Source organism: Streptomyces sp. R302, from assembly GCF_012927245.1.
GTDB lineage: Bacteria > Actinomycetota > Actinomycetes > Streptomycetales > Streptomycetaceae > Streptomyces.
In genome coordinates, this window is sequence record NZ_JABBGE010000007.1 from 485,707 (window position 1) to 512,609 (window position 26,903).

23 protein-coding genes and 1 rRNA gene are annotated in these 26,903 nt (G+C 73.5%); 18 read left to right on the top strand and 6 right to left on the bottom strand.

Features of this window, described 5'->3' with window-relative positions; genetic code table 11:
• Positions 1 to 15 precede the first annotated feature (15 nt).
• A complete protein-coding gene (locus tag HHL19_RS24055) occupies positions 16 to 1,161 on the bottom strand; it encodes a LacI family DNA-binding transcriptional regulator (protein WP_169092364.1) in 1,146 nt (381 codons plus the stop codon).
• A 142-nt stretch (positions 1,162 to 1,303) separates the two neighbouring features.
• Here HHL19_RS24055 and HHL19_RS24060 point away from each other — a divergent pair, with 142 nt between their 5' ends.
• From HHL19_RS24060 to HHL19_RS24080, 5 genes are read left to right on the top strand one after another with little or no spacing between them, the layout of a single operon-like run.
• On the top strand, positions 1,304 to 2,941 hold the full coding sequence (locus HHL19_RS24060; protein ID WP_169092365.1) for an ABC transporter substrate-binding protein: 1,638 nt from the start codon (positions 1,304 to 1,306) through the stop codon (positions 2,939 to 2,941).
• Positions 2,938 to 3,891 carry an ABC transporter permease gene (locus tag HHL19_RS24065; RefSeq protein WP_169092366.1) on the top strand — a complete coding sequence of 318 codons (954 nt, stop codon included), beginning with the start codon at positions 2,938 to 2,940 and terminating at the stop codon, positions 3,889 to 3,891. The genes HHL19_RS24060 and HHL19_RS24065 overlap by 4 nt, the downstream gene beginning before the upstream one ends.
• A complete protein-coding gene (locus HHL19_RS24070; RefSeq protein ID WP_169092367.1) occupies positions 3,888 to 4,757 on the top strand; it encodes an ABC transporter permease in 870 nt (289 codons plus the stop codon). Before HHL19_RS24065 ends, HHL19_RS24070 begins: the two co-directional genes overlap by 4 nt.
• Positions 4,758 to 4,761: 4 nt before the next feature.
• Positions 4,762 to 5,745, top strand: coding sequence for an ABC transporter ATP-binding protein (locus HHL19_RS24075; protein WP_169092368.1), 984 nt, complete (start codon positions 4,762 to 4,764; stop codon positions 5,743 to 5,745).
• A 35-nt stretch (positions 5,746 to 5,780) separates the two neighbouring features.
• On the top strand, positions 5,781 to 6,545 hold the full coding sequence (locus HHL19_RS24080) for an ATP-binding cassette domain-containing protein (RefSeq protein ID WP_240981851.1): 765 nt from the start codon (positions 5,781 to 5,783) through the stop codon (positions 6,543 to 6,545).
• A gap of 120 nt (positions 6,546 to 6,665) precedes the next feature.
• Here the strand turns inward: HHL19_RS24080 and HHL19_RS24085 are convergent, their stop codons facing one another.
• Entirely contained in the window at positions 6,666 to 8,132 is a 1,467-nt protein-coding gene (locus HHL19_RS24085) for an alpha/beta fold hydrolase (protein WP_169092370.1), read from the bottom strand.
• A 111-nt stretch (positions 8,133 to 8,243) separates the two neighbouring features.
• Between HHL19_RS24085 and HHL19_RS24090 the strand changes: the two genes are divergently transcribed.
• Complete coding sequence (locus HHL19_RS24090; RefSeq protein ID WP_169092371.1) at positions 8,244 to 9,158, top strand: MerR family transcriptional regulator; 915 nt, start codon at positions 8,244 to 8,246, stop codon at positions 9,156 to 9,158.
• Between the two features lie 105 nt (positions 9,159 to 9,263).
• Positions 9,264 to 10,085, top strand: coding sequence for a VOC family protein (locus HHL19_RS24095; protein ID WP_169092372.1), 822 nt, complete (start codon positions 9,264 to 9,266; stop codon positions 10,083 to 10,085).
• Between the two features lie 86 nt (positions 10,086 to 10,171).
• On the opposite strand, the gene HHL19_RS24100 is transcribed toward HHL19_RS24095, so the two are convergent.
• Positions 10,172 to 11,644 carry an MFS transporter gene (locus HHL19_RS24100; RefSeq protein ID WP_169092373.1) on the bottom strand — a complete coding sequence of 491 codons (1,473 nt, stop codon included), beginning with the start codon at positions 11,642 to 11,644 and terminating at the stop codon, positions 10,172 to 10,174.
• Positions 11,645 to 11,781: 137 nt separating this feature from the next.
• On the opposite strand from HHL19_RS24100, the gene HHL19_RS24105 reads away from it, so the two are divergent.
• The 7 genes from HHL19_RS24105 (at position 11,782) to HHL19_RS24135 (ending at position 21,839) form a co-directional block, all read left to right on the top strand.
• A complete protein-coding gene (locus tag HHL19_RS24105) occupies positions 11,782 to 12,237 on the top strand; it encodes a MarR family transcriptional regulator (protein WP_346768403.1) in 456 nt (151 codons plus the stop codon).
• A 438-nt stretch (positions 12,238 to 12,675) separates the two neighbouring features.
• Positions 12,676 to 13,227, top strand: coding sequence for a DUF4344 domain-containing metallopeptidase (locus HHL19_RS37650; protein ID WP_346768404.1), 552 nt, complete (start codon positions 12,676 to 12,678; stop codon positions 13,225 to 13,227).
• 196 nt (positions 13,228 to 13,423) lie between these two features.
• Positions 13,424 to 16,408: a carbohydrate binding domain-containing protein gene (locus HHL19_RS24115; protein WP_169092374.1), complete on the top strand. Its 2,985-nt coding sequence runs from the start codon at positions 13,424 to 13,426 to the stop codon at positions 16,406 to 16,408.
• Between the two features lie 219 nt (positions 16,409 to 16,627).
• On the top strand, positions 16,628 to 18,418 hold the full coding sequence (locus HHL19_RS24120) for a S8 family serine peptidase (protein WP_169092375.1): 1,791 nt from the start codon (positions 16,628 to 16,630) through the stop codon (positions 18,416 to 18,418).
• Between the two features lie 192 nt (positions 18,419 to 18,610).
• Positions 18,611 to 19,516, top strand: coding sequence for a diiron oxygenase (locus HHL19_RS24125; RefSeq protein WP_169092376.1), 906 nt, complete (start codon positions 18,611 to 18,613; stop codon positions 19,514 to 19,516).
• Between the two features lie 85 nt (positions 19,517 to 19,601).
• A complete protein-coding gene (locus tag HHL19_RS24130; RefSeq protein WP_169092377.1) occupies positions 19,602 to 21,260 on the top strand; it encodes an FAD-dependent oxidoreductase in 1,659 nt (552 codons plus the stop codon).
• 39 nt (positions 21,261 to 21,299) lie between these two features.
• Positions 21,300 to 21,839, top strand: coding sequence for a DUF6328 family protein (locus HHL19_RS24135; protein WP_169092378.1), 540 nt, complete (start codon positions 21,300 to 21,302; stop codon positions 21,837 to 21,839).
• Positions 21,840 to 21,878: 39 nt separating this feature from the next.
• Here the strand turns inward: HHL19_RS24135 and HHL19_RS24140 are convergent, their stop codons facing one another.
• Both HHL19_RS24140 and HHL19_RS24145 read right to left on the bottom strand, forming a co-directional pair.
• Positions 21,879 to 22,460: a Type-2Aa cytolytic delta-endotoxin gene (locus HHL19_RS24140; RefSeq protein WP_169092379.1), complete on the bottom strand. Its 582-nt coding sequence runs from the start codon at positions 22,458 to 22,460 to the stop codon at positions 21,879 to 21,881.
• 77 nt (positions 22,461 to 22,537) lie between these two features.
• Positions 22,538 to 23,371: a LysR substrate-binding domain-containing protein gene (locus HHL19_RS24145; RefSeq protein WP_169092380.1), complete on the bottom strand. Its 834-nt coding sequence runs from the start codon at positions 23,369 to 23,371 to the stop codon at positions 22,538 to 22,540.
• A gap of 116 nt (positions 23,372 to 23,487) precedes the next feature.
• Here HHL19_RS24145 and HHL19_RS24150 point away from each other — a divergent pair, with 116 nt between their 5' ends.
• From HHL19_RS24150 to HHL19_RS24165, 4 genes are all read left to right on the top strand, one after another.
• Positions 23,488 to 23,898: a DUF5997 family protein gene (locus tag HHL19_RS24150; protein ID WP_169092381.1), complete on the top strand. Its 411-nt coding sequence runs from the start codon at positions 23,488 to 23,490 to the stop codon at positions 23,896 to 23,898.
• Between the two features lie 54 nt (positions 23,899 to 23,952).
• The gene (locus tag HHL19_RS24155) at positions 23,953 to 24,915 is read left to right on the top strand and encodes a universal stress protein (RefSeq protein WP_169092382.1); all 963 of its coding nucleotides are present in this window, start codon (positions 23,953 to 23,955) and stop codon (positions 24,913 to 24,915) included.
• Positions 24,912 to 25,421: an NUDIX domain-containing protein gene (locus HHL19_RS24160; RefSeq protein WP_169092383.1), complete on the top strand. Its 510-nt coding sequence runs from the start codon at positions 24,912 to 24,914 to the stop codon at positions 25,419 to 25,421. The genes HHL19_RS24155 and HHL19_RS24160 overlap by 4 nt, the downstream gene beginning before the upstream one ends.
• A gap of 102 nt (positions 25,422 to 25,523) precedes the next feature.
• Complete coding sequence (locus HHL19_RS24165) at positions 25,524 to 26,321, top strand: VOC family protein (protein ID WP_169092384.1); 798 nt, start codon at positions 25,524 to 25,526, stop codon at positions 26,319 to 26,321.
• 445 nt (positions 26,322 to 26,766) lie between these two features.
• Here the strand turns inward: HHL19_RS24165 and rrf are convergent.
• Positions 26,767 to 26,883, bottom strand: a 5S ribosomal RNA gene (gene rrf, locus HHL19_RS24170).
• Positions 26,884 to 26,903 lie beyond the last annotated feature (20 nt).

The window sequence follows — 26,903 nt, forward strand, 5'->3', positions numbered from 1 at the left end:
GATCCCGCACGGCCCCTACCCCTCCCGCACCGACGACCCCCGCACCTCCAGCCTCACCGGTACGAGCGCCCCGCCCGTCTCCCGCAGCCCCTGTTCCAGTACGGCGACGAGGTGGGCGATCCCCGCCTCGGCGACCGCGTCGGGGCGCAGGCTCAGGGTCGTCACCGGCGGCTGGGTGTGGACGGCGGTCTCGTCCTCGCTGACGCAGACGAGGAGGAGGTCGCCGGGCACGTCGTAGCCGTGGCGTCGGGCCGCGTCCAGGACGAGCGGCGGGCTGGCCTCGGCGACCACCAGGAGGGCGTCGGGGCGGTCGGGTCCGGTGGCCAGGGCGGTCTCCACGGCCTGGATGACCGGTCCGTTGCCGGGTTCGGCAACGTGTACGGTCCGCTCCGGCAGCCCGTGGGCGGCGCACCACGTCCGGTGCGCGGCCTCCACCTCGCGGTGGAAGCGGGTGGTGCTGTCCGGGACGACGAGGACCGGGCGGCGGGCGCCCTGGGCGTGGAGGTGGTCCAGGGTCTCCCGGACGGCGGCGTCCGCGTCGACGTCCACCCAGTGGGCGCCGGGCCGGCCCTCGACGGACCGGTCGCTGAAGACCGGGATGCGGGCGGCCAGCAGGTCCTCGACGATGCGGTCGTCGGCGACGGGGTCGGCGACGACCACGGCGTCGAGGGGCAGCGCCGCCCACTCGCTCTGCAGCGAGCCGGCGGGCAGCAGCACCACCGCGTACCCGCGCGCGAGCGCGGTGGCGGCGGTGGCCCCGGTGAGCCGGGCGAAGTACGGCGACTCCAGGAAGGTCCACGGGGTGTCGGCCAGTTCGCCGACCACGTAGCCGATGAGCCGGGCCCGTCCCGCGCGCAGCTGGCGCGCGGTGGCGTTGGGCCGGTAGCCCATGCGGCGCGCGGTCTCGCGGGCCTTCTCCCGGACCTCGGGGGAGAGCCGGCCGGTGCCGTTGAGGGCCGCCGACACGGTGGTCTTGGAGAGGCCGGCCTCGCGGGCGACGTCGACGAGCCGGACGCGCGGCGCGGCCGGCGCGACCGGTGAGGCCGGCGCGGCCGCCCGGCCGCTTCCCTGACGCCGTTCGCCGGTTCCGCCGCCACTCCACCCCGCGGCCTGCCCGCCACGCTCCGGGGTCGCTCCGTCATGCTCTGAGGCTTCGGTCATGGTGCTGATGCTGCCACCCCTCTGACCTTTGGAAAACCGTTCCCGCAAACTCGCTGGAACCCTTGTGCGGGAACGTTCCCGCATCAATACTCGCTCCATCCCCCCAGCGCCCGTCACTACACCCGTAAAGGGGTGGGTCTGCATGCGCACGCCCAGATTCATCGCATTCGTCTGTACCGCCGCCGTCGCGGCCTCCCTCACCGCCTGCTCCGGTGCCGCACAGCCGCGCCAGGGCACCGGCGGCGGAGCCGACTACAAGGTCTCCCCCACCTCGCCGGCCGCCAAGGGCCCGCTCGACTCCTTCACGTGGTCGCTGTACGCGGAGCCGTACACGCTCGACTACGCCCTGGCGTACGACTACCCGCCGAACACCGTCCTCGCCAACGTCTGCGAGCAGTTGCTGCGGGTCACCCCCGACCTCAGGATCGAACCCGGTCTGGCCGTGAAGTGGGAGCGGCCCGACCCGCGCACCCTCGTCTACACCCTGCGGTCCGGCGTGAAGTTCCACGACGGCACGGTGATGACCGCGGACGACGTCGTCGCCTCTCTGAAGCGGCAGATGGACCCGGCCACCGGCTCCCCGTGGGGCTCCGCCTTCAAGACCGTCGACGCCATCGAGAAGACGGGCCCGCTGGAGGTGACGATCAAGCTCGGCAAGGCCGACGCGCTCTTCCACGAGCTGCTCGCCGCCTCCCCCGGCACCGTCGTCAGCGCCGCCTCCCTCGCGAAGGAGGGGAAGGACTACGGCACCCCCAAGGGCAAGCTGAACTGCACCGGCCCCTTCTCCCTGGAGAAGTGGGCGCAGGGCGACAGCATCACCCTGAAGAGGAACGCCGACTACTGGGACGAGAAGCTCGCCCCGAAGTCGGAGTCGGTGAAGTTCACCTTCATCGAGGACGCCGCGGCCCGCGCCAACGCCTTCCTCTCCGGCACCGCCGACGGCGGCTACATGGTGCCGTCCTCCTCCTTCGCGCAGCTGCGCACCAGCGGCAAGGGCTCGCTCCTCTTCGGCCCCAACACGGCCGCCGCCGACCTCGCGGTCACGAACTTCAAGGGCACCCTCGGCGACCTGCGGGTCCGCCGGGCGCTGTCGATGGCGCTCGACCGGAAGAACATCGTCAAGGCCGCCGCCGGCGGCGTCGGCGTGCCGGCCAAGGCGCCCGCCGCGCGCGGCGCCTGGTCGCTCGTCCCGGAGAAGACGGCCACGCTGTACGACACGCTGCCCGAGCCCGACTACGACGTGGCGGCGGCGAAGAAGCTGGTCGAGGAGGCCGGTGCCACCGGCAAGAGGGTGACGATCGCGACCAGTTCGATGGCCCCCGAGATCAGTGTCGTCGCCAACGCCGTGCAGGCCGCCGGCCGCCAGATCGGCCTGGACGTGAAGCTCCAGCCGGTCTCCCCGGACGCGTACGGCAACATCTTCGTGGACCCGGCCGCCCGCGACGGGCTCGACCTGGTCATCACCAACGGCTACGACAACACCCCGGACCCGCTGGAGTTCTACCAGTACCTGCGCACCGGCGACTTCGGGAACTACGGCAACTGGTCCAACGCCGAGTACGACCTCGCCTTCGACCGCGCCAACACCGAGTACGATCCCGCCAAGCGCACCCAACTGACCGCCGAGGTCCAGGAGATCGCGCTGCGCGAGCTGCCGATCATCCCGGTGTACGAGGCGCCCTACTCGGTCTTCCTCGGCAAGCGGATCACCGGCGCGCCGACGGGCATCTCCCAGCTGTACTACCCATGGGCCGCGACGATCGGGGCCGCGCAGTCATGACCCGCTTCCTCGTCGGCCGGCTCCTCGGCCTGGTGGCGGTCCTGTTCGTGACCTCGGTCGTCGTCTTCGGCACCGTGCACCTCGCCCCCGGCGACCCGGTCACCTTCCTGCTGCACGGCCGCCCCGCGACCCCCGAGGCCGTGGCGGCCCTGCGCGCCGAACACCACCTGGACGACCCGCTGGTGGTCCAGTACGGCACGTGGCTCGGGGGCGTCCTCACCGGCGACCTCGGCCGCTCGGCCCAGTACCACCAGGACGTCACCGCGCTCCTCGGTTCGCGGCTGCCCGGCACCGCCCTCCTCGTCGGGTACGCGGCGCTGCTCGTCGCCGTCGTCGGCGTCGGCGCCGGAATCCTCGCCGCGCTCCGCCCCGGCCTCGTCGACAGGACCGTGCTCATCGGCACGGGCGTGGCCACCGCCACCCCGTCCTTCGTCACCGCGATCGCCCTGGTCTCGGTCTTCTCCGTGCAGCTGGGCTGGTTCCCGGGGCCGGGCGGCGGGGCCGCCGAGGGCCTGGGGCCGCGGCTCCACCAGCTGACCCTGCCGGCCTTCGCGCTCGCCCTCACCTTCGCGGGCCTGCTCGCCCGGGTCACCCGCTCGGCGATGCTGGACGAACTGGGCCGCGAGCACGTGGAGGTGGCCCGTGCGCGGGGCGTCGCCGGCCGGAGCGTGGTCCGCCGGCACGTGCTGCGGAACGCGCTCGGACCGGTCGTCACCGTCGGCGGCACCATGCTCGCCGGCCTGCTGATCAGCACCGCGATCGTGGAGACCGCCTTCGACGTGCCCGGCCTCGGCTCGCTGCTCGTGCAGTCGGTGACGTCCCAGGACTTCGCGGTCGTGCAGGCGGTCACCCTGCTCAGCGTGGCGGCGTTCGTCCTCGTCAACCTCGCGGTCGACCTCCTCGCCCCCCTCATCGACCCCCGTCTCTCCCCCGGGGAAGGCTCCTCATGACCACCACCCTCACCACGGTGCCGTACCGCAGGCCCGGCCTGCGGAGGCTGCGCCTCCTCGGGCAGGGTCCGCTGTTCACGGCCTCGGTCGCGGTGCTCGCCGCGCTCGTCCTCGTCGCCGTGTGCGCGCCGCTGCTCGCCCCGTACGACCCCGAGGCCCTGGACCTGGGAGCCAGCCTGGTCGGCACCTCCGGCGACCACCTCCTCGGCACCGACCAGTCCGGGCGCGACGTCCTGTCCCGGCTGCTGTACGGCGCCCGCACGGGACTCCTCGGACCGCTCCTCGTGGTCGCCGTCTCCACCCTGCTCGGGACCCTCCTCGGCGTGGTGGCGGCCTGGCGCGGCGGCTGGGCCGACACGCTCCTGTCCCGGGCGATGGACCTGGTGTTCTCCGTCCCCGGGCTGATGCTGGCGATCCTGCTGGTCGCCGTCACCGGCCCCGGCATGACCGCCCCGGTGATCGCCATGGCCGTCGCGTACACGCCGTACGTGGGACGGCTCGTGCGCGGCATCGCCCGGCAGGAGAAGGCGCGGCCGTACATCGAGGCGTACGTGGTGCAGGGCTGGTCGGGCTGGACGGTCTGCGTACGGCACCTGCTGCCGAACATCGCGCCGACGGTCTTCGCGCAGTCGGCGATGAACTTCGGCTACGCGCTGATGGACCTGGCGGCCCTGTCGTTCCTCGGCTTCGGCGTGCAGCCGCCGACGGCCGACTGGGGTGCCATGATCAACGAGGGCCAGGGCGCCGTCCTCCAAGGGGCGATGCTGCCGGCGCTCGCGCCGTCCGTGTGCGTCGTGCTCGCGGTGGTCGCCTTCGGCATCGTCGGCGAGGGCCTCGCCGACCGCATCGCCCGTCGGGAGAAGTGAACCCATGACCCACCAGACACACCCGCCCGTCCTGGAGATCGACGGCCTCGAACTCCGGCTCCCCGACGACCGGGCCGCCCGGCCGATCCTCGACTGCGTCAGCCTGACCGTGCGCGCCGGGGAGACCGTCGGCCTGGTCGGCGAGTCCGGCTCCGGCAAGTCCGTCGCCTGCCGCAGCGTCCTCGGCCTGCTGCCCAAGGGCTCCCGCACCACCGGGCAGGTCCGGGTGAACGGCGCCGACGTCCTCACCATGGACCGGGGGCGGCTCGCCGCGCTGCGCGCCCGGGAGGTCGCGATGGTCTTCCAGGACCCGCGCGCCTCCGTGAATCCGCTGCGCCGGGTCGGCGACTTCCTCACCGAGGGCCTGCGGGCGTCGGGCACACCGGCGGCGAAGGCCACCGCCCGCGCCGAGGAGCTCCTGGCCGCGGTCGGCATCCGGGACCCGCGCGGGGCGCTGCGCCGCCACCCGCACCAGCTCTCCGGCGGCATGCTGCAGCGGGTCGTGATCGCCGCCGCGCTCGCCGCCGAGCCGGCGCTGCTCGTCGCCGACGAGCCGACCACCGCCCTGGACGTCACCACCCAGGCCGAGGTCATCTCGATCCTGGCGCGGCTGCGGGCCGAGCGGGGCACCGGCATGCTCTTCGTCACCCACGACCTGGAGCTGGCCTCGGCGATCTGCGACCGGGTGTACGTGATGTACGCGGGCCGGATCGTGGAGACCCGGTCCACCGGCGAGCTGTTCGACCGCCCCCGCCACCCGTACACGGCCGGTCTGCTGGCCTGTACGCCCCGGATCGAGGCCGGTGCGCCCGCGCCGCGTCCGATCCCGGGCCGTCCGGTGTCGCTGGCGGAGTCGCCGCCCGGCTGCGCCTTCGCGTCCCGCTGCGCGCACGCGGTGGCGCGGTGCGACGAGGAGAAGCCCGAACTGGCACGCCACGGCGAGGGGTTCGCCGCGTGCCTCCGCGCCGACGAAGGGATCGACCTGTGACGAAGCCGAGGGAGCGGGGCCTCGTCGTCGAGGGCCTGCGGAAGCGGTACGGCGGTCATCTCGCGGTCGACGGCGTGTCGTTCACGCTGCCGGCCGGAGGCTCGCTGGCGATCGTCGGCGAGTCCGGCAGCGGCAAGACGACGACGGTGCGGATGCTGGTCGGTCTGGAGCGGGCCGACGCCGGCACGGTCCGGCTCGACGGCCGGGACCGTTCGGCACGGGCGCGGGGACGGGCCGAACGGCTCGCCCGGGCACGGGAGATCCAGATGGTCTTCCAGGACCCGTACCTCTCGCTCGACCCGCGGATCCCGGTGCGCGGCTGCCTCGACGAGGTGCTGCGCCTGCACACCTCCCTGGACGCCGCCGCCCGCGAGGCCCGGGTCGCCGACCTCCTGGACCAGGTCGGGCTCGGCGCCCGGGAGGCGGCGGCGCTGCCGCGCGGGCTCTCCGGCGGCCAGCGCCAGCGCGTCGCGATCGCCCGCGCGCTGGCGGTGGAGCCCCGGGTGCTCGTGCTCGACGAGGCGGTCGCCGCGCTCGACGTGTCGATCCAGGCGCAGATCCTGGAGCTGCTGCGGGAGATCCGCCGCGAGGCGGGCATCGGCTACCTCTTCGTCACCCACGACCTGGCGGTGGTGCGGCACGTCGCGGACGAGGTGCTCGTGCTCAGGTCGGGCCGGGTGGTGGAGGCGGGTTCGGTCGACCGTGTCCTCGGCGAGCCCGAACACCCCTACACTCGGCTCCTGTTGGGCTCGGTGCCGCGCAGGGGCTGGGACCCGGCCCAGGTGGTCGGCCGCTCATGAACTCGTGGTGCCGTCGGGGGGCGGCACCACGATCCCGGCCCGCCGTTCAGCCGGTCACCCCGGTCACATCGGTCACCCCGGCCACCCCGGCCACCTGCTGACTCGCTCACCGGTCACCGGTCACCCGGTCACCCGGTGCAGTACCGCCCGGACGGCGCGGCCGACGGCGTCCCGTGAGGCGTCGGTGCGGTCGAGGGCCTCGAAGCCGTGCCGGCCGTCGGGCACGTCGACGATCTCGACGTCCGTGCCGTGCTTCCCGGCGGCGGCGAGGAACTCCTCCACCGTCACCGCGAAGGCCGGGTGTTCCCGCCCGGCGCGCACCAGGACCACGGGCAGCCGTCCCGCGCCCGCGAGCGCTTCGGCGGGGCGGAAGCGCGACTCGACGGTCTCCCAGCCGGGCGGGGTGGCGAGGACGGGGTACGAGAGGGCGAGGCAGCGCAGCCACGGCGGGGGTGACGCCAGCCAGTGCGCGGCGAGCAGGCCGCCGCCGGAGAAGATCCAGAGCGCGACGCGGTCCGGGTCGACCCGGGGGTGGGCGCGGAGCCTTTCGAGGGCCTCGGTGACGTCGTCGGCGGCGCGGGCGTAGTCGGTGAGGGCGTACAGCCGGTGGTCGACGGTGGCGCCGACGACGCCGAGGCCGGCGAGGTGGCGGGCGTAGCCCCGGTAGAAGGGGGTGTCGCGCGGAGTGGGGACGCGGTCGGCGTCGACGGGCCCGCCGTGGACGAGGAGCACGGCCGGCCACCGTCCCTCCGCGTCGGGGGCGTACACGTCGAGGCGGTCGTACCGCTCGTACGGCAGCTCCGGCACGGGGAGCAGGAACTCCTGCTGTTCGTAGGGGGGTTGCTCGTCGCCGAGGGTGATGCGGCGGCCCTCGCCCGAGGCCGCCCGCAGGAGCAGGTCGGCGAGTTCGGCCGGGTGCGAGAGCATCGGCCAGTGTCCGGCGGCGAGTTCGAAAAAGGCGTAGCCGGGTCCGGCCAGTTTCCGGAAGCGCGGGGGGCCGGTGCGGACCAGCATCTCGACGACGTCGACGCCCGGCCCGTCGCCCGTGCACATCACGGCGGCGGACGGCACCCGGTCGAGGCCGCCGCCGAGCCGGAGGGGTTCGGTGAGGGTGCGGGCCGGCTGCGGCACCGCGAGCCGGTCCAGGCGGTCCAGGTCCTCGGCGGAGAGCCCGTCGAGGCTCCCCCAGCGCGCCCACTCCGGCCCCCGGGGCGGCGGCAGCGGCGAGGGGTCGTGGCCGAGCCGGGCGCGGACCTCCTCGTCGCGGACGAGGAGCAGGGCGGGGTCCCCGTCGGAGGGGAGCCCTGCGGCGACGTACACCACCCGGGAGACGCGGTCCGCCCGCCGGTCGGCGGCGCCGAGGACGGGGTGGATGCCGTAGTCGTGTCCGACGAGGACGACGTCCGGCTCGTCGATCCGGTCGAGGAGTGCGATCAACTCCCCCACGTGCGTGCCGAGTCCGGCGTCCGGTCGGCCGTCCAGGGTCACCGGATACGCCAGGCTCCCGGCTTCCCGCAGCTTCTCCGCGACCCCGTCCCACACCCATCCGCCGGTGAACGCGCCCCCCACCAGTACGAACGCCGTCATCGTCGCCTCCTCGCGTCTCGTGGCCCCAGCGGCCTCCGGCAGACTAGGAACTCCCCCAGGGGGAGATTCCACCCCGGACGCGGGGACCGGGGCAGGCGGTGGAGGTGCGGGGTGACGGGCGCGGGCGACGGGACGTGGAGCATCGGCGAGCTGGCCGGGCGGGCCGGCGTGACGGTGAAGACCGTCCGGTACTACTCGGACCGGGGGCTGCTGCCGGAGGCCGGGCGCAGCGGCGGCGGTCACCGCCGGTACGGCCCCGGCGCGCTGGCCCGGCTGCGGGAGATCCGCTCGCTGCGCGCCCTGGGCCTCGCCGTGCCGGAGGTGGCGCGGGCCCTTGAGGACGAGGGCCGGCTCGCGGACGTGGTGGCCGGGGAGCTGCGGGGCGTGGCGCGCGAGCGGGCGGCCCTGGCGTGGCGGGAGGCGTCGCTGCTGCTCCTCGCGGAGTGCGAGGGGCCCGAACGCGCCGAGCTGCTGCCCCTGTTGGGAGCCGGTCCGCTGCCGCCGGACACGGACGCGGTGGTCCGCTTCTGGCGGCGCTCGCTCCCGGTGCGCCTGCCGTCGCCCCTGGTGGCCCGGGTCCTGGACGAGGTGGTGCCGCTGCCGCCGGACGACCCGACGCCCGCGCAGGTGCGGGCCTTCGCCCTGCTGCGCGGCCTGGTCTCGGATCCGCGGCCTGAGCGGGCGCCGGGCCCGCCGCTGCCGGGCGAGCGCTACCGCCCGGCCGTCCTGTACGAGGGTCTGGCGGAGGCGTACGACCTGGCGGGCGCGGAGGTGCGGGCGGGTCGGCCGCCCGCCGGCCGCGGCGTCCTGGACTGCTTCGCCGAGGCGTACGCGCGGGCCCTCGGGGAGCCCGACTCGCCCGCGTTCCGCCGGCGCCTCGCCGGCCTGCTGGCCCGGGAGGAGACGACGGTGATGGCCCGCTACTGGAAGCTGGCCGCGCTCCTCCTCCCGCCGGACCGGCCGGCCCTCGGCCTTCTGCACCACCACCTCACGCAGGCCCTGGCGGCGCCCCGGGCCGCGGCCTGAGGGGAGGGGGCCGTCAGGGTGACGTGGGGTGTGCGGGGTCCCGGGCCGGGGAAGGCGCGCGGGGTGGCGTCCGGGCGGCGGGCGCTCGCTAGAGGAGGTGGTCCGGTGACGGGGCCGACGACGGCGGAGGCGCTGGGCGCGCCGTGCTGGCTGAGTCTGGCGACGCGGGATCTGGGCGCGGCGGAGCGGTTCTACGGCGCGGTGCTGGGCTGGACGTTCCGGCCGGGCAGGCTGGAAGCGGGCTCGGCGTACGCGGTGGGCGAGCGGGACGGGGTGCCGGTCGCGGGGATCGCCGCCGTCGCGGCCGAGCTGGCGGTGCCGGTGGCGTGGACGGTGTTCTTCGCGGTGGACGACGCGGACGCGGCGGTGGCGCGGATCAGGGAGCGGGGCGGCACGGTGGGCGTGGGCCCGGTGGCGTACCCGCCGCAGGGGCGGGTGGCGCTGGCCACGGACCGGGACGGGGCCGCGTTCGCGGTGTGGGAGGGTCGCCTGGTGTCGCGCTGGCACGTGGGCGAGCGGGGCGCCCCGGCGTGGGTGGAGCTGCACGCCCGGGACGCCCTCGACGCGGCCGTGTTCTACGGCGGGGTGCTGCGCTGGGCGGAGGACACGCCCGGCTGCTGCGAGACCTCGTACGAGGAGGACCGGGTGGTGCTGCGCCGGGGCGGGGTGCCGGTGGCGCGCCTCGACAGCGGTCCGGTGGAGGCCGCCTCGCCCCGGCCGCAGCTGCGGCCGCGCTGGCTGGTGCGGTTCCGGGTGCCGGACCTGACGGCCTCGGTGGCGGCGGTGACGGAGCACGGCGGTCTGGTGGTGCCGGGCGGCGAGTGGGGCGGCGCCCGGGAGCCGGAGACCGGCGGGGACGAACGCCGGGTGGTGGTCCGGGACCCGGACGGGGCGCTGTTCACACTGGAGGCGGACGGGACGGAGTGAGCGGTACGGGCAGGGGTACGGGTACGGGGCCGGCGTCCTCGTACCCGTACCCCTGCCCGTACCGGCTCCGCACCCGCCGCCCTGGCTCAGGCGGCGCGGGCGGTCCGCGGCGCGGGGGCCTCGGCGGGGGCGTCGTCGGCGGGGGTGTGCCGGGCCGGGATGAGGGCGGCGATGAGCGCGGCGAGGAGGGCGACGCCGGCGCCGATGAGCAGGGCGGCCCGGAAGCCGTCCTCGGACGGCAGGGTGTGGGCGCCGAGCGTGGTGGTCATCTGGGCGAGGACGACGCCGATGACGGCCGCGGAGACCGAGGTGCCGATGGACCGCATCAGGGTGTTGAAGCTGTTGGCGGAGGCGGTCTCCTCCGCGGGCACGGAGCCCATGATGAGCGCGGGCATCGCCCCGTACGCCAGGCCGACGCCGGTGTTGCAGATCAGGGTGACGACGAGCAGGCCCCAGGTGGAGCCCATCAGGGCGAGCGAGGAGGCGTAGCCGGCGGAGATGACGAGGGCGCCGACGGAGAGGGTGACCTTGGGGCCGCGGGCGGCGGACAGCTTGGCGCCGAGCGGGGCGAGCGCCATCATCGCGAGGCCCGCCGGGGCCATCCACAGGCCCATCTCCATCATCGACCGGCCCAGACCGTAGCCGGTGGCCTCGGGGAGCTGGAGGAGCTGCGGGACGACCAGCGACTGGGCGTACATGGAGAAGCCGACGAGCACCGAGGCGAGGTTGGTCAGCAGGACGACAGGGCGGGCGGTGACCCGCAGGTCGACGAGCGGGTCGCGGGTGCGCAGCTCCCAGAGGCCCCAGGCGAGCAGGACGACCGCGGCGGCGGCGAAGAGGCCGAGGGTGGTGGCGCTGCCCCAGCCCCAGGTCGCGCCCTTGGAGACGGCGAGCAGCAGGGAGACGAGACCGGCGCCGAGGCCGAGGGCGCCGGGCAGGTCGAAGCGGCCGGGGTTCGGGTGGCGGCGGCCGGCCGGGACGAGCCGGTGCACGAGGACGGCGACGGCGGCGCTGAGGCCGGCGGCGACCCAGAAGAGGACGCGCCAGCTGGCGTGTTCGGCGACGGCGGCGGAGAACGGCAGGCCCAGGGCGCCGCCGACGCCCATGGAGGCGCTCATGAGGGCGATGGAGCCGCCGAGCCGCTCGGGCGGCAGGACGTCCCTGAGCAGGCTGATGCCGACGGGGACGACGCCCATGCCGAGGCCCTGGAGTCCGCGGCCGACGATCATCGGGACGACGGAGTCGGCGAGGGCGCAGACGACGGAGCCCGCGATCAGCGGGACGGTGGAGGCGAGCAGCACGGTCCGCTTGCCGAGGGTGTCGCCGAGGCGGCCGGCGACGGGGGTGGCGACGGCGGCGGCGAGGAGGGTGGCGGTGATCACCCACGAGGCGTCGTCGGCGCCGGTGTGCAGGAGCCGTGGCAGGTCGCCGATGAGCGGCACCACGAGCGTCTGCATGAGTGCCGCCACGATGCCGGCGAAGGCGAGGACGCCGACGACGCCTCCGGGGCGTACGTCGGTCTGGGCGCGGTCCACGGGTGTCTCCCTGAGGTCGGTCATGGAAGCGAGCGAAGCTTGTGCATCATGCACACTCGATGCATGATGCATAGCAAGTGCATGATGCACAAGTTATGCATGCCGCACACCATTCCCTCGCAGGGGAGAATGACCCCATGGACAAGCCCGTGGACAAGCCCGTGGAGAAGCCCACCGACCGCGTCGAGTTCGAGACGATGCTGCTGAGCCGGCACTCGCACCTCCACGCGCCGCGCACCCGGGTCGGCGCCGGCGGCCTCGACCGCAGCGCGTACGTGCTCCTCACCCGGATCCGGATGCACGGGCCCATGTCCATCGGCCAGCTCACGGACGCCTTCGGGCTCGACGCCTCCACCCTCAACCGGCAGACGGCGGCGATGCTCCGCGCCGGGGTCGTGGAGCGCATCCCCGACCCGGACGGCGGCATCGCCCGCAAGTTCCGCATCACGGAGGAGGGCGAGCGCCGCCTGGAGGCCGACCGCTCCTTCAACGTCGGCGGGCTCGAACGGATCATGGAGCACTGGTCCCCGGAGGACGTCACCGTCTTCGCCGGGTTCCTGGAGCGCTTCAACCGGGACATCGAGCGGCTGGAGGGCCGCCCCTGGCCCCGCTCCTGAGGCCCCGGCGCCCGCCGCCCGGCTCACCCGGACGGCGCCGCGGGCTCGCCGACGGCGCCGGCTGCGGCCAGGCTCGTCGGCAGGGACGCCCACGAGACGAGGTGCCGCCGATGCCCGCCGCCGCCCGCGTCCACCGCCCGCCCCTCGCCCCGACCGCGGCAACCCTGACCACGGCGGCCCTGACCGCGCTCGCCCTGACCGCGACGGCCCTGCTCACCGGCTGCGCCGCGACCCCGGCGACCCCCTCCCCGGGCACGGGCCGGCTCGTCGTCGGGTACGAGGAGCCGCGCACCCCCGAGGAGCGCACCGCCCTCGCCTTCCTGCGCGAGCGGCGGATCCTGGAGGACGCCGCCGCCTACGCCGGCGCGCGGATCGCGCTCCCCCACGACGTGCCACTGCGCGGCACCCAACCCCTTCTGGGACGAGGCCACCGGGCGCATCACCTACTGCTACGGCTTCGTGGCCGACGCCCGCCGGGTCTTCACCCGCGCCGCCGGCGACGGAACCCCGGCCGAGCGGGCGGCCGCCCGCGGGTCCATCGACGAGGACGTCGTCGGCCTCTCCCACGGCGTGCTCCTCCACGAGCTCGGCCACGCCCTCGTCGACCTCTACGACCTGCCCGTCACCGGCCGCGAGGAGGACGCGGTCGACCAGCTGGCCGTCCTCCTGCTCGCCTCCGGCGACGAGCGCCACGCCGACTACGCGGTCTCCACCGTCAACGCCTGGGGCGCGCTCTGGGCGGCGTCCGAGGGCGGCGACCCGGGGGTGGCCGCGTACTCCGACGTCCACTCCCTCGACGCGCAGCGCTTCTTCGACTGGGCGTGCTGGCTGTACGGCTCCGATCCCGGGCGGTTCGCCGACGCGGTGGACGCGGAGGGCAACCCGGACGGGGTGCTGCCCCGCGACCGCGCCGCGCTCTGCCCGGCGGAGTACCGGCGCATCGACGCGTCCTGGCGCACCCTCCTGGCGCCGTACCTGAAGCAGGACTGAGCCCCGCGCGCTGAACGCGGCAGCCGTCCCAGCATTCGAACCGCTTCGACGCGGACTCTTTACGCGCGCGTCCCACAGGGGTAACTTCCGGCCGACGCAAGAACTTTCCGCAATTTTCCGCACGCGCTTCCATGGGGGCCGATCCCCAGTTCGCCACCGGCCCTCCACCCCGGCGCGCCCCCGTCTGGAGATCCGCATGACCCCCACCCGCACACGGCGGCGCGGGCGCGCGCTCGCGCTGCTCGGCGCCGCGGCCGGCCTCGCCGGCCTGGTGGCCGCGCCGCCCGGCGCCGCCGGCACCGCCGCCCCGCCCCTCGACGCCGCCCCGGCGGCGGCCGTCGCCGAGAACACGGCCACCGTCTACTACTGGACCAGGACGAAGAACTGGTCGGCCTACAACCTCCATTGGGCGCCCGACGGCGGATCCTGGACCACCGTCCCCGGCACCGCGATGGAGCCCGCCTGTACCGACTGGGTGAAGAGGACCGTCAGCCTCGGCTCCGCCGCCGGGTTCCAGGCCACCTTCAACAACGGCACCGGCACCTGGGACAACAACGGCGGCGAGAACTACGCGCTGGGCACGGGGAACATCACCGTGAAGGACGGCGTCGTCGCCCACTCCGACCCCTGCGCCGACACGCCCCCGCCGACCGCGAACAAGGCGACGGTGTACTACTCCTCGGCCTCCCTCGGCTGGTCGACGGTGAACGTCCACTACCAGCCGGCCGGCGGCGCGTGGACGGCCGTGCCCGGTCTCGGCATGACGGCCGCCTGCACCGGCTGGTGGAAGCGGGAGCTGGACCTCGGCTCCGCCACCTCCCTCAAGGCCGCCTTCAACAACGGCAACGGCGTGTGGGACAACAACGGCGGCGCCGACTACGCGATCGGCACCGGCACCTCCACCGTCCGGGACCGGGTGGTGACCGCGAACGCCACCGACCCCTGCGCCGCCACCCCGCCCGACACCCAGGCGCCCACCGCCCCGGCCGGCCTCACCGCGACCGCCGACGGCGTCTCCGTACTGCTCGCCTGGGACGCCGCCACCGACGACAGGGGCGTGACGAAGTACCAGGTCACCCGGGTCGGCGGCACGACCGGCACGGTCGTCACGGACGTCGGCTCGACGGTCTTCTCCGACACGAACCTCGCCGAACGCACCGCGTACACCTACACGGTGAAGGCGGTGGACGCCGCCGGGAACGTCTCGGCCGCCTCCGCGCCGGCCACCGCCACCACCGGCGACAGGCCCACCGCTCCGGCGAACGGCAAGCCGCTCGGCACCGATCCGCGCAAGGACCCGATCTACTTCGTCCTCACCGCCCGCTTCTACGACGGCGACGCCTCCAACAACCGGGGCGGCAGCCAGCACGTGAAGTCGGGGAACGCCGCGAACGACGACCCCATGTTCCGGGGCGACTTCAAGGGCCTGGTCCAGAAGCTCGACTACATCAAGGGCCTCGGCTTCTCCGCCGTCTGGGTCACCCCGGTGGTGCTGGGCCGCTCGGACTACGACTACCACGGCTACGACTTCTACAAGGTCGACCCGCGCCTGGAGTCGGCCGGCGCCTCCTACCAGGACCTCATCGACGCCGCCCACGCCAAGGGCATGAAGATCTACCAGGACGTCGTCTACAACCACTCCTCGCGCTGGGGCGCCAAGGGCCTGTTCACGCCGACCGTGTACGGCGTCCGGGACAGCCAGTGGAGCTGGTACTACGACGAGAAGCAGCCCGGCTTCGAGTACGACGGCCTGACGATCGACCCGAAGACCGGCAAGTCGTACTACAACGGCGACCTGTGGTCGACGGCCGAGCCCACCGGCAACACCTGCGTCAACTGGGGCAAGCCCACCGGCGGGAAGAGCGCCGAGGGCTACACCCTCTACAACTGCCAGTGGCCGAGCCCCACTTCGGGCATGTTCCCGAAGGAGCTCTTCCACCAGTGCTGGATCGGCAACTGGGAGGGCGAGGACTCGCGCTCCTGCTGGCTGCACGAGGACCTGGCGGACTTCGACACCGAGAACGCGACCGTCCAGAACTACCTGATCGGCGCGTACGACAAGTACATCGACATGGGGGTGGACGGCTTCCGCGTCGACACCGCCGTGCACATCCCGCGCACCACCTGGAACCGCCGCTTCCTCCCCGCGATCCAGGAGCGGGTCGCCCAGCGGCACGGCGCCGAGGCGGCGAAGAACTTCTTCGTCTTCGGCGAGGTCGCGGCCTTCGTCAACGACAAGTGGAACCGCGGCTCGGTGAACCACTCCGCGCAGTTCTTCACCTGGAAGGAGCGCAAGGAGTACGACGCCGACGACACCAGGGCCGCCCTGGAGATGTACGACTACGAGCAGCAGCAGGGCACCGGCAACCAGCCCACCTCCACCAACGCCTTCCTGAACGGCAACAGCTACCACGCGCCCGACCACAGCCGCTTCTCCGGCATGAACGTCATCGACATGCGGATGCACATGAACTTCGGTGACGCGTACAACGCCTTCTCCAACGGCAAGGACTCGGACGACAGTTACAACGACGCCACCTACAACGTCGTGTACGTCGACAGCCACGACTACGGCCCGAACAAGTCGAGCGAGCGGTACACCGGCGGCACCGACGCCTGGGCCGAGAACATGTCCCTGATGTGGACCTTCCGAGGCATCCCGACGCTCTACTACGGCTCCGAGATCGAGTTCCAGAAGGGCAAGAAGATCGACTGCGGGCCCACCTGCCCGCTGGCCACCACCGGCCGCGCCTACTACGGCGACCACGTCGCCGGCACCGTCACCGCCTCCGACTTCTCGAAGGTCTCCGAGGCGAGCGGCCAGGTCGCGACCACCCTCCAGCAGCCCCTGGTCAAGCACGTCCAGCGGCTCAACGAGATCCGCCGGGCGATCCCCGCGCTCCAGATGGGCCAGTACTCCACCGAGGGCATCTCGGGCGGCATGGCGTTCAAGCGCCGCTACACCAGCGGCTCGACGGACAGCTTCGCCCTCGTCACCGTCTCGGGCGGCGCCACGTACAACGGCATCCCGAACGGCACGTACACCGACGCCGTCACCGGCGACGTGAAGACGGTCTCCGACGGCACCCTCACGGTCGGCGCGCCCGGCAAGGGCAACCTCCGGGTGTACGTCCTGAACGGGCCCGGGAAGATCGGCACTGCGGGCCCCTACCTGAAGTAGGCGCACGCGCACGGAAGGGGGCGGAGACGGAAATCCGCCCCTTTTCGCCATGTTCAAATCAAGATTTTGTTACATGAACGGGCTTGTCGGACAGAAGACTTCCCTCCGCGCCGCCCGTCTGGGATCTTGCGTCCACCCCACACATCACAGGGCCCGGCCGGCGCCACCCGCGCCACCGGGCCATCGGAGGACGCTTTGCTTTCCCACATATCCGGCCGGATGAGACTCGCGGCGACCGCCCTCGGCACGACCCTGGCGCTCACGGGCCCGGTCTCGCTCGCCCAGGCCGCCCCGATCGACAACGAGCCGCTCGCGACGTTCACCGCGAACGCGCGGGCCACGCAGCAGGCTCCCGCCGCGGCCCCCGCGGCGTCCGCCGCCTGGGCCGCCGGCACCCGCGCCTACCTGGTGATCACCACCCCCGGTGACACCACCGCGGTCCGCAACGCCGTGGCCGCGAACGGCGGTTCGGTCTTCTCCTCCTTCGACGCCATCGGTGTGATCGTCGCCCACTCGACCTCCGCCTCCTTCGCCACCACCATGCGTGGCGTCGCGGGCGTGCAGAAGGTCGGCGCGACCCGCACCTCGGACGTCCCGGCCGACGCGTACAACCCGGCCCTCCCGGCCAACCCGTCGCAGGCCGCGGCCCCGTCCACGGAGCCCCTCCGCTCGGACATGACCCAGATCAAGGCCGACCAGGCCTGGGCCGTCAACCCGGGCTCCGCCTCGGTCAAGGTCGGCATCCTGGACACCGGCGTCGACGACCAGCACCAGGACCTGGCGCCGAACTTCAACGCCGCCGACTCGGTCTCCTGCGCCTACGGCAAGGCGGACACCCGCGTCGGCGCCTGGCGCGACGTCGACAAGCACGGCACCCACGTGGCCGGCACGGTCGCGGCGGCCAAGAACGGCAAGGGCGCCATCGGCGTCGCGCCGGGCGTGAAGATCTCCTCGGTGCGCATCGCCGAGCCCGGCAGCACCCTCTTCTTCGCCGAGAACACCATCTGCGGCCTGGTGTGGTCCGGTGACCACGGCTTCAAGGTCACCAACAACAGCTACTACACCGACCCGTGGCAGTTCAACTGCCCGAACAACCTCGACCAGGCGGCCATCCTGGAGGGCGTGGGCCGCGCCCAGGCCTACGCCGAGGGCAAGGGCTCGCTCCAGGTCGCGGCGGCCGGCAACTCCAACGTCGACCTCGCCAACAAGACCACCGACTCGTCGAGCCCCAACGACTCGACCCCGGTGACCCGGACGATCACCAACGACTGCCTCGACATCCCGGCCGAGCTGCCGGGCGTGGTCACGGTCGCCGCCAACGGCACCAGCGGCACGTCCAAGGCGTCCTTCTCCAACTACGGCCGTGACGTCATCGAGGTCTCGGCGCCCGGCGAGTCGGTCTACAGCACCGTCCCCGGCGGCAAGTACTCCTCGCTGAGCGGTACGTCGATGGCCTCCCCGCACGTCGCGGGCGTCGCCGCCCTGATGGCGAGCGCCAACCCGGCGTACACCCCGGCGGACCTGCGGGCCAAGCTCGGCGAGCAGGCCACCGACCTGGCCTGCCCCTCGGACTCCCGCTGCACCGGCACCACGGCGAAGAACAGCTTCTTCGGCGAGGGCCGCGTGGACGCCCTGAAGGCCGTCGGAGGCTCGACCCCGCCCCCGCCCGGGAAGTACTTCGAGAACCTCACCGACGTGACGATCTCCGACAACACCACGGTCGAGAGCCCGGTCACCGTCAGCGGCGTCACCGGCAACGCCCCGGCCACCCTCAAGGTGGGCGTGGACATCAAGCACACCTACATCGGTGACCTGAAGGTGGACCTGATCGCCCCCGACGGCTCGGTCTACACCCTGCACAACCGGACCGGCGGCTCCGCCGACAACATCGCCCAGACGTACACCGTCAACGCCTCCTCCGAGGTCGCGAACGGGACCTGGAAGCTCCGCGTCAACGACAACGCCAACGCGGACACCGGGAAGATCGACGCCTGGAACCTGACCTTCTGACGGTCGGACCGAAGGGGCCGGAGCAGATCGCGCTCCGGCCCCTTCGGCATGTCCGGACGAGAAATCCCGTACCGAGGGGTAGCCCGCGCGACACCCTTGCTATACGTTCCGTCTAACAAGCTTGCTAGACGCATTGTCTAACAAGCCATGGAACGACCACGAGCCGACCGCGTGACCCAAGGAGCCGCAACGATGGCCAGCAGCACCGTGCGCCCGGACAACCACGACCAGGACGACGTCGCCGAGCGGCTCCTCCGGTCGGCGGCCAAGCTCAGCTACGACCCCGCCGTCGAGGTCGACTGGGACACCCCGCTCGACAAGGACTTCCACGGCCAGAGCCCGGAGTGGAACAGCCTCTACGGCACCGCCTACTGGAACGAGATGACCGAGGAGCAGCAGAAGGAGCTGACCCGCCAGGAGTCCGCCTCCGTCGCCTCCACCGGCATCTGGTTCGAGATGATCCTCCAGCAGCTGGTGCTCCGGGACATCTACCGCACCGACCACACCGACCCCCGCTTCCAGTGGGCGCTCACCGAGATCGCCGACGAGTGCCGCCACTCGATCATGTTCGCCCGCGGCTCCCAGAAGCTCGGCGCCCCCGCCTACCGGCCCAGGCGCGCCATCATGGAGCTCGGCCGGGTGATGAAGACCGTCGGCTTCGGCGAGGCCGCGTACGCCGGCATCCTCGTCGCCGAGGAGGTCCTCGACGTCATGCAGCGCGACTGGATGCGCGACGAGCGGGTGGTCCCCTTCGTGCGGACCATCAACAACATCCACGTCGTCGAGGAGTCCCGGCACATGAAGTTCGCCCGGGACGAGACCCGCCGCAACCTCGCCGGCGCGAGCCGCGCCCGCCGCCACTTCCAGGCGCTGATCGTCGCCATCGCCGCGTACTACATCATCACCAGCCTGGTGAACCCCGAGGTGTACGTCCGGGCCGGGCTCGACCCCGAGCGCGCCCGCCGCGAGGCCGCCGCCAACGAGCACTACAAGGCCCGGCTGCGCGCCAGCTGCTCCGGCCTCATGGAGTTCCTCGGCGACGTCGGCATGCTGACCCGGCCGGCCGTCCGCTTCTACCGGCGCGCCCACCTCATCTGACCGCGGCTCCGCCCCGACTCCGACCCGAGTCCGCCCCGCGTCCGACCCCGAGTCCGACCCCGACGAGCCGAGCCGAGCCGCCACCATGACCTACGCCATCACCCAGACCTGCTGCTCCGACGCCACCTGCGTCGCCGTCTGCCCGGTCAACTGCATCCACCCGACGCCCGAGGAGCCGGACTTCGGCACCACCGAGATGCTCTACATCGACCCGAAGAGCTGCATCGACTGCGGCGCCTGCGCCGACGCCTGCCCGGTCGACGCGATCTTCCCGGTCGACCGACTCACCGAGCCCCTGAAGCGGTACGAGGCGATCAACGCCGCCCACTTCGAGGGCCGCGAGGCCGCCCCCGTCCTCGCCTCCCCCACCTTCCACCCCTGGGGCGAGCCCTCCTTCGGCCGCTCGCTGCCCTCCGACTTCGCCCCGATCCGGGTCGCCGTCGTCGGCACGGGACCGGCCGGCATGTACGCCGCCGAGGACCTGCTCCTGCACACCAACGCCGAGGTCACCCTCATCGACCGGCTCCCGGTCGCCGGCGGCCTGGTCCGCTACGGCGTGGCCCCCGACCACCCGGGCACCAAGGGCGCGGGCGACAGCCTCGCCCGCTTCCACACCCACCCCCGGGCCACCGTCCGGCTCGGCGTGGAGATCGGCAAGGACGTCAGCCCCGAGGAGCTGGCCGCCCACCACGACGCGGTCGTGTACGCGGTCGGCGCCCCGTCCGACCGGCGCCTCGGCATCCCGGGCGAGGACCTGCCCGGCAGCCTCTCCGCGACCTCCCTCGTCTCCTGGTACAACGCCCACCCGGAGACCGCGCCCGGCGCCGTCTCCCTCGGCGCCACCGAGCGGGTCGTGATCGTCGGCACCGGCAACGTCGCCCTCGACGTCGCCCGCGTCCTCGTCACCGACCCGGCCGCCCTCGCCGGCACCGACATCGCCGACCACGCGCTCGCCGCCCTGCGCGGCTCGCGGGTCCGCGAGGTGGTGCTGCTCGGCCGGCGCGGCCCCGAGGACGCCGCGTACACCGCCTCCGAGCTCCTCGCCCTCGGCCACCTCCCCGGCGTCGACCTCGTCGTCGACACCCACGACCCCCGGATCGCCGAGGCCATCGACGCGGCGGCCCCCGGCGACAAGGCCGCCCTCCTCAAGGACACGGCCTGCGAGTCCGTCGACTGGGCCGCAGGCCCCGGCACCGGCCGCCGCCGGATCGTCCTCCGCTTCCACTCGGCCCCCGAGGCGGCCCTCGGCGAGGACGCGGTCCGCGCGGTCCGCGCCGGCGGCCCCGAGGGCGGCGCCGACATCCCGGCCGGCCTCCTCGTCCGGGCCATCGGCTACCGGGGCGTACCGCTCGCCGGGCTGCCCTTCGACGAGGCCACCGGCACCGTCCCGCACACCGCCGGCCGCGTCGAGGGCATGACCGGCACGTACGTCGTCGGCTGGATCAAGCGCGGCCCCTCCGGCGGCATCGGCGCCAACCGCGCCTGCGCGGCGGAGACCGTCGGCAGCCTGCTCGCCGACGCGGTCGACGGCCGCCTCCCGAAGCCCGCCGGCTCCGCGAAGGCCTTCGCCCGCCTCGCCCGGGGCCGCACCGGGCGGCTCGTCGACGCCCGCGGCCTCGCCGCCATCGACCGGGCCGAACGCGCCCGGGGCGCGGCCACGGGCCGTCCGCGCGTCAAGCTCGCGACGGTCCCCGAACTGGTCGCGGCGGCCCGCCGGGGCCGGCTGCGCGGTCCGATGGGCTGATCCGGGCATACGGGGCGGGGGCGAGGGCACCCGCCTTGTATGAACACCGACGACCGGGTCCGTCACGACGACGGCCGCGGGGAGAGCCCGGCGCAGCGGGCGGACCGCCGCTGGAACGAACTCCTCCAGGAACTGCGGGTGGCCCAGACCGGCACCCAGATCCTGTTCGGCTTCCTCGTCGCCGTCGTCTTCCAGCCGCGCTTCGCGGAGCTGGGCACGACGGACCGGATCATCTACGTGGTCACGGTGTTTCTGGGAGCGGCGACCACCGGGGCGCTCGTCGCGCCGGTCACGGTGCACCGGCTGGTGGCGGGGCGCCGGCTGAAACCGCAGACGGTTTCCTGGGCGGGGCGCCTGACGCTGGTGGGCGTGGGGCTGCTCTACCTGACGATGGTGTCGACGTTCCTGCTGATCATGCGCATGGTCCTGGACGACGGGATCGCGCTGTGGCTGGTCGTCGTGATGGCGCTCTGGCTGGCGCTCTGCTGGTTCGTGGTCCCGCTCGTCGCCCGGCGCCACAGCACCGACGGCAACGGCAGCGGCAAGGCGGAGGACGGCTTCGGGCCGTGGCCCCGCTGAGGATCCGGCCCGGGACGGCGGGCCGGCGCGTACGGCGGATCAGGCCGCGACGGGCAGCGGACGCCGCAGCACGATCGCGTTGAGACCCACGGCGAACGGCGCCGCGTCCGTCAGCCCGAGTCCGAGCACCCGCTCCTTCGGCAGCTCGACCGTGACGTCCACGCAGAACGCGAGCGCGTGCAGCGCGTCACCGCCCGCGCCCTCCTCCTGGAGTGCGAAGAACAGGTCCCGGTAGTAGCGGGTGCGCTCCTCGGACTCCTCGTAGAACGACAGACCGGGCTGCCCCAGCTGCTCGCCGAGCCCGGTGAACGCGGCGACCAGCTCCCGCTCCACGGTCTCCCAGAAGCCCGCCTCCGCGCACTCGGCCGGCAGCGCCTGCCGGACGGCCTCCTTCAGCGAGAGGACCATGACGAGCAGCGGCGCGTGCTCCCTGAGGCCCCAGCCGCGCACCATCCGGACGATGGTGCTGTCCGGGACGGCGGCGGCCGCCCGGTGGATGGCCTCGAAGTCGAAATTGACGGTGGCGGGGGCGATCGCCTCCTGGAACACCCGGTCGATCGACCGGGCCTCGTCGAGATGGGCGGGCGCCACCTCGACGACGGTCCTGAAACTGGCGGCCAAAGGCTTCTCCTGTTCTCACCGCCCGCCGCCGGGCGGCGGGCACCTGATCATCAGGAGGAGTATGCCGAGGGCCCGACTCAGCGGCCGCGGCGGGGCTTCCCGGCGCGCCCCGCGGCACCGCCCTTGCCCTGGGCGGGCTTCCCCGAGCGCGCCGTCTTCGCCCCGGCCGCCTTCTTCGCCGGCTTCTGACCGGACTTCTGACCAGGCTTCTGGCCGGACCTCTGACCGGGCTTCTGACCCGACTTCTCGACGGTCTTCTGCCCCTTCCGCTCCTCCGCGCGCCGCCCCCGGGTGCTGTTCACGGTCCGGCCGCGGACGATTCCGATGAACTCCTCGACCAGGTCGGGCGCCTCCTCGGCCTTCGGCCAGGACAGCGCCACCCGCGACTGCGGCACGCCGGTGATCGTGCGGTACGTGAGGTCCTTGCGGTGGTGCAGCCGGGCCAGCGACTGCGGGACGACCAGCACGCCCACCCCGGCGGCGACCAGCTCGATCGCGTCGGCCGTGGTCTCCGGCCGCTGGAACGCCGGCAGACCGGGCGGCGACCCGTCCCAGCCCAGCGTGTCGTCCAGCGGGTGCAGGACCAGCTCCTCGGCCAGGTCCTCCGGGGTCAGCTCCTCGGCGGCGGCGAAGTGGTGGTCCTTGGGCACGACCACCACGCTGGTCTCCTCGTACAGCGGGATCGCGCTCAGGTCCTCGCCGTCGACCGGCAGCCGCAGCAGCGCGGCGTCCGCACCGCCCTCCCGCAGCGCCCCGAAGGCCTCCCCGGGCGTCACCTGCACCAGCGTGAGCGGCACATCGGGCAGCCGCTGCTCCCAGGTCCGCACCCACTTCGAGGGCGTGACTCCGGGCACGAAGGCGAGCCGGAAGGCCGGGGCGTCGGGGGCGGGGGCGAGCGGGAGGTCTGTCACCCCGCAAGATTACCCGCCGCGCCGCCGTAGGCGGAGACCGTCCGCGCCGGTCGTCCGCGCAGGTCGGAGGGCGGCCGTGGTCGGAGGAGCTCCGTGTGCTCGATACCCTTGACCCCATGACGTCGCACCAGAACTCCCAGACGATGAAGCCGGCCACCGCGGCCAAGAAGCTGGGTGTGTACCTTGAGGCCACCCCCGCCGATTTCCAGGAGGGCGTCGTCTCGCGCGCCGAGCTGAACGAGCTGCAGGCGAACCCGCCGGCCTGGCTCCAGGAACTCCGGCAGAACGGCCCGCACCCGCGCCCCGTGGTCGCCTCCAAGCTGGGCATCTCCATCTCGGGCCTCGCCCGCGGCGGGATCACCGAGGCCCTCACCACCGAGCAGATCGAGGCCCTGAAGGCCGAGGCCCCGGAATGGCTGGTCAAGGAGCGCGCCACCCAGGCCGACGTCCGCAAGGAGACCGTCCGCATCAAGGAGCGCAACGCCCAGCGCGAGGCCGAGCGCGCCGCCCGCGAGCAGGGCGCCTGATCCGCTCCTGACCCACCGGCGTGGCGCGGCGCCGGCCGAGGGAGGCATTCCCTCATGAACGTGAAGAGCGATCCGCCCGTGGTGGCCGCCGTGGACGGCTCCGAGCACAGCCTGCGCGCCCTGTCCTGGGCCCTGGCCGAGGCGGAGGCCCTGGACGCCCCGCTCGTCGTGGCCCACGTCCGCTCCGACGCCCTCCAGCTGGGCGCGGCCAGGATCGCCTCCCTCGGCACCGAGCCGGAGCTGCGGGACACCGTCCTGGACGCGGTGCGGACGGTCGTGGAGGAGCGGGGACACGCGATCCCCGTACGGTACGAGTCCCTGGACGGTACCGTCGCCGACGTGCTGCCGGAGGCGGCCCGGGGCGCCCGCCTCCTCGTGACGGGCTCCCGCGGCCACGGCGGTTTCACCAGCCTCCTCCTCGGCTCCACCGGCCGCGCGCTCGCCGCCCACTCCCCCTGCCCGCTGGTGGTGGTCCCGCACGAGGCGAGGACCGCCTCCCTGGACAGCGGCCCGGCCGCCGGCCGCGTCCTCCTCGGCCTGCACCCGGAGGAGACCCCGGACGAGGTGATCGACTTCGCCTTCGAGACGGCCGCGCTCCGCCGCGCACCCCTGGAGGCGATCACCGGGCTGCGCCTCCCGCCGAACCCGTCCACGCTGGTCACGGCCCCCTCCCCCGCCTTCCAGATGCCCCCGCCGCTGCCCCTCGCCGACGACACGGAAGAGCTCCTCGCCGAGGCCCGGCGGGAGCAGGAGGCCCGGCTGCGCCCCTTCGCCGAGCGGCGCCCGGACGTGAAGCTGGTCCGCACGGTGGCACCGGGCGACGCGGCGGGACTCCTGGTGGACGCCTCCGCCGAGGCGGCGCTCCTCGTCGTGGGCCGCCACCACCGGCACCGCATCGCCGAGCTCCTGGTGGGCTCGGTGGCGCACGCGGTCCTCCACCACGCCGCCTGCCCGGTCGCCGTCGTCCCGCCGCCGGGCGACCGAGTGTCGGCGCCGGCTGGTAGACAGGGCCCATGACGCCCGACGTGTACGCCTCCGATCCCGCCGCCGCCTCCCGCAACACCCGCCCGCCGACCCCCCGGGCCGCCCTGGGCGCCGGGATCGTTGTCCTCGACGGCGACGGCCGGGTCCTGCTCGGTCTGGACCGCTCGGGCGTCTGGGAGCTCCCGGGCGGAGCGGTGGAGCCGGGCGAGTCCATCGAGGAGGCCGCGGCCCGCGAGCTGTCCGAGGAGACCACGCTCGGCGCCGACCCGGCCGACGTCGAGGTCATCGGCCTGCTCCTCGACACGGTGACCTCCTCGGAGCTGACCCGGCTGACGGCGGCGACGGTGGTCCGCGCCTTCACCGGCACCCCGGCCGTGGCCGAGCCCGAGAAGATCGAGCGCTGGCGCTGGACCTCCCCCGACGCGCTGCCGTCGGCCCTGTTCCTGCCGTCCGCGCAGGTCCTCGCCGCCTGGCGCCCGGACCTGGCGCTGCCGACCGCCCCGTTCCACCGCTACGGCCTCACCCGGCTCCCGCGCTGAGCCGGTCCGCGCGCCACCGCGCGGGCCGGGCCGGTCGTGACTAGCGTGGACAAAGGCCACAAGCCGCGCAAAACGTCACCGATCGGAAGCGAGAGTCTCGTCATGGCCGCACGACCCGAGGGCACCCCGGTCTGGACCGACGCGATGTTCACCGATGCCGAGGGCGCCAAGACCTTCTACGCCGACGTCCTGGGCTGGACGTTCGGCGAGGCGTCGACGGAGTTCGGCAACTACACGCAGGCGTACAAGGACGGCAAGGCGGTCGCCGCCGTCGTCCCGCCGATGCCCGGCGGCGACACTCCTCCGCAGTCCGCCTGGTGTCTCTACTTGGCCTCGGACGACGTCTCCGCCACGGCGACGAAGATCCGGGCGGCGGGCGGCACGATCCTGATGGAGCCGATGAAGGTGGGCGACTTCGGCTCGATGTGCATCGCCGCGGACCCGTCGGGCGTGGTCTTCGGCCTGTGGCAGGCGGGCGTCCACGAGGGCTTCGAGCTCGAAGGGGAGACCGGCTCCTTCGTCTGGGCCGAGGTCTTCACCCGCGAGCCCGAGAAGTCCGACGCCTTCTTCACCGACGTCTTCGGCTACAACACCAAGAGGATGACCGCCGAGGACATGGACTACAAGGTCTTCGACCTCGGCGCCGACCCGATCCTCGGCCGGATGAAGATGACCGCCGAGGACTTCCCGCCGGAGGTCCCCAACTACATCCAGATCTACTTCGCCGTCGACAACTGCGACCTCGCCGTGACCGCGGCCGAACGTCTCGGCGGCCGCAAGGTCTTCGGTCCCATGGACAGCCCCTTCGGCCGCTTCGCCGCCGTCCTCGACCCCCAGGGCGCCGCGTTCGCGGTGATCGACGTCCGGACGACGGTCGGCGAGATGCCGCCCATGGAGTGACCCGGAGGCCCCCGGCCGGGCTCGGGGCCGCGCCCAGGCGGTCGGGCCCGAGCGTGACCGGCGCCCAGTTGTTGTCGTAGCCGAGCCCGGTCCCGATCAGCCGCGAGAAGACCCGCCCGCCGGTGCGGACCTCGACGGCCGTGAGGTACCAGCCGTCGATCCGCCCCGCCGACGACACTGCGCCCGAAGCCGAGCGATGACGGGCGGACCGGAAGAGCGACACCTCGCACACGAGCCGCTCCCCCGCCGGCACCGCGCCGGTAGACGAGGACGTTCATCCGGTCGTCGGCGTTGTCGATGACGGCGACGTGCTTGTCCCGGCTGGCACCCGCGGCGTCCCGTCGCCGTCGTCCCGGAACGCGTACAGCGCGTTCAGCCAGGCTTCCATGAGAACGCAAAAATGCCTCAACCCCCGGACACAGTCCAGGGGTTGAGGCTAAAAATTGTTCGGCGGTGTCCTACTCTCCCACAGGGTCCCCCCTGCAGTACCATCGGCGCTGAAAGGCTTAGCTTCCGGGTTCGGAATGTAACCGGGCGTTTCCCTAACGCTATGACCACCGAAACACTATGAAGTTGAACTCA

Bases quoted from the DNA above. Each gene is read 5' to 3' on its own strand.
- HHL19_RS24055 (WP_169092364.1), bottom strand. From the start codon at position 1,161: ATGACCGAAGCCTCAGAGCATGACGGAGCGACCCCGGAGCGTGGCGGG.
- HHL19_RS24060 (WP_169092365.1), top strand. From the start codon at position 1,304: ATGCGCACGCCCAGATTCATCGCATTCGTCTGTACCGCCGCCGTCGCG.
- HHL19_RS24065 (WP_169092366.1), top strand. From the start codon at position 2,938: ATGACCCGCTTCCTCGTCGGCCGGCTCCTCGGCCTGGTGGCGGTCCTG.
- HHL19_RS24070 (WP_169092367.1), top strand. From the start codon at position 3,888: ATGACCACCACCCTCACCACGGTGCCGTACCGCAGGCCCGGCCTGCGG.
- HHL19_RS24075 (WP_169092368.1), top strand. From the start codon at position 4,762: ATGACCCACCAGACACACCCGCCCGTCCTGGAGATCGACGGCCTCGAA.
- HHL19_RS24085 (WP_169092370.1), bottom strand. From the start codon at position 8,132: ATGACGGCGTTCGTACTGGTGGGGGGCGCGTTCACCGGCGGATGGGTG.
- HHL19_RS24100 (WP_169092373.1), bottom strand. From the start codon at position 11,644: ATGACCGACCTCAGGGAGACACCCGTGGACCGCGCCCAGACCGACGTA.
- HHL19_RS24115 (WP_169092374.1), top strand. From the start codon at position 13,424: ATGACCCCCACCCGCACACGGCGGCGCGGGCGCGCGCTCGCGCTGCTC.
- HHL19_RS24120 (WP_169092375.1), top strand. From the start codon at position 16,628: ATGAGACTCGCGGCGACCGCCCTCGGCACGACCCTGGCGCTCACGGGC.
- HHL19_RS24125 (WP_169092376.1), top strand. From the start codon at position 18,611: ATGGCCAGCAGCACCGTGCGCCCGGACAACCACGACCAGGACGACGTC.
- HHL19_RS24130 (WP_169092377.1), top strand. From the start codon at position 19,602: ATGACCTACGCCATCACCCAGACCTGCTGCTCCGACGCCACCTGCGTC.
- HHL19_RS24135 (WP_169092378.1), top strand. From the start codon at position 21,300: ATGAACACCGACGACCGGGTCCGTCACGACGACGGCCGCGGGGAGAGC.
- HHL19_RS24150 (WP_169092381.1), top strand. From the start codon at position 23,488: ATGACGTCGCACCAGAACTCCCAGACGATGAAGCCGGCCACCGCGGCC.
- HHL19_RS24155 (WP_169092382.1), top strand. From the start codon at position 23,953: ATGAACGTGAAGAGCGATCCGCCCGTGGTGGCCGCCGTGGACGGCTCC.
- HHL19_RS24160 (WP_169092383.1), top strand. From the start codon at position 24,912: ATGACGCCCGACGTGTACGCCTCCGATCCCGCCGCCGCCTCCCGCAAC.
- HHL19_RS24165 (WP_169092384.1), top strand. From the start codon at position 25,524: ATGGCCGCACGACCCGAGGGCACCCCGGTCTGGACCGACGCGATGTTC.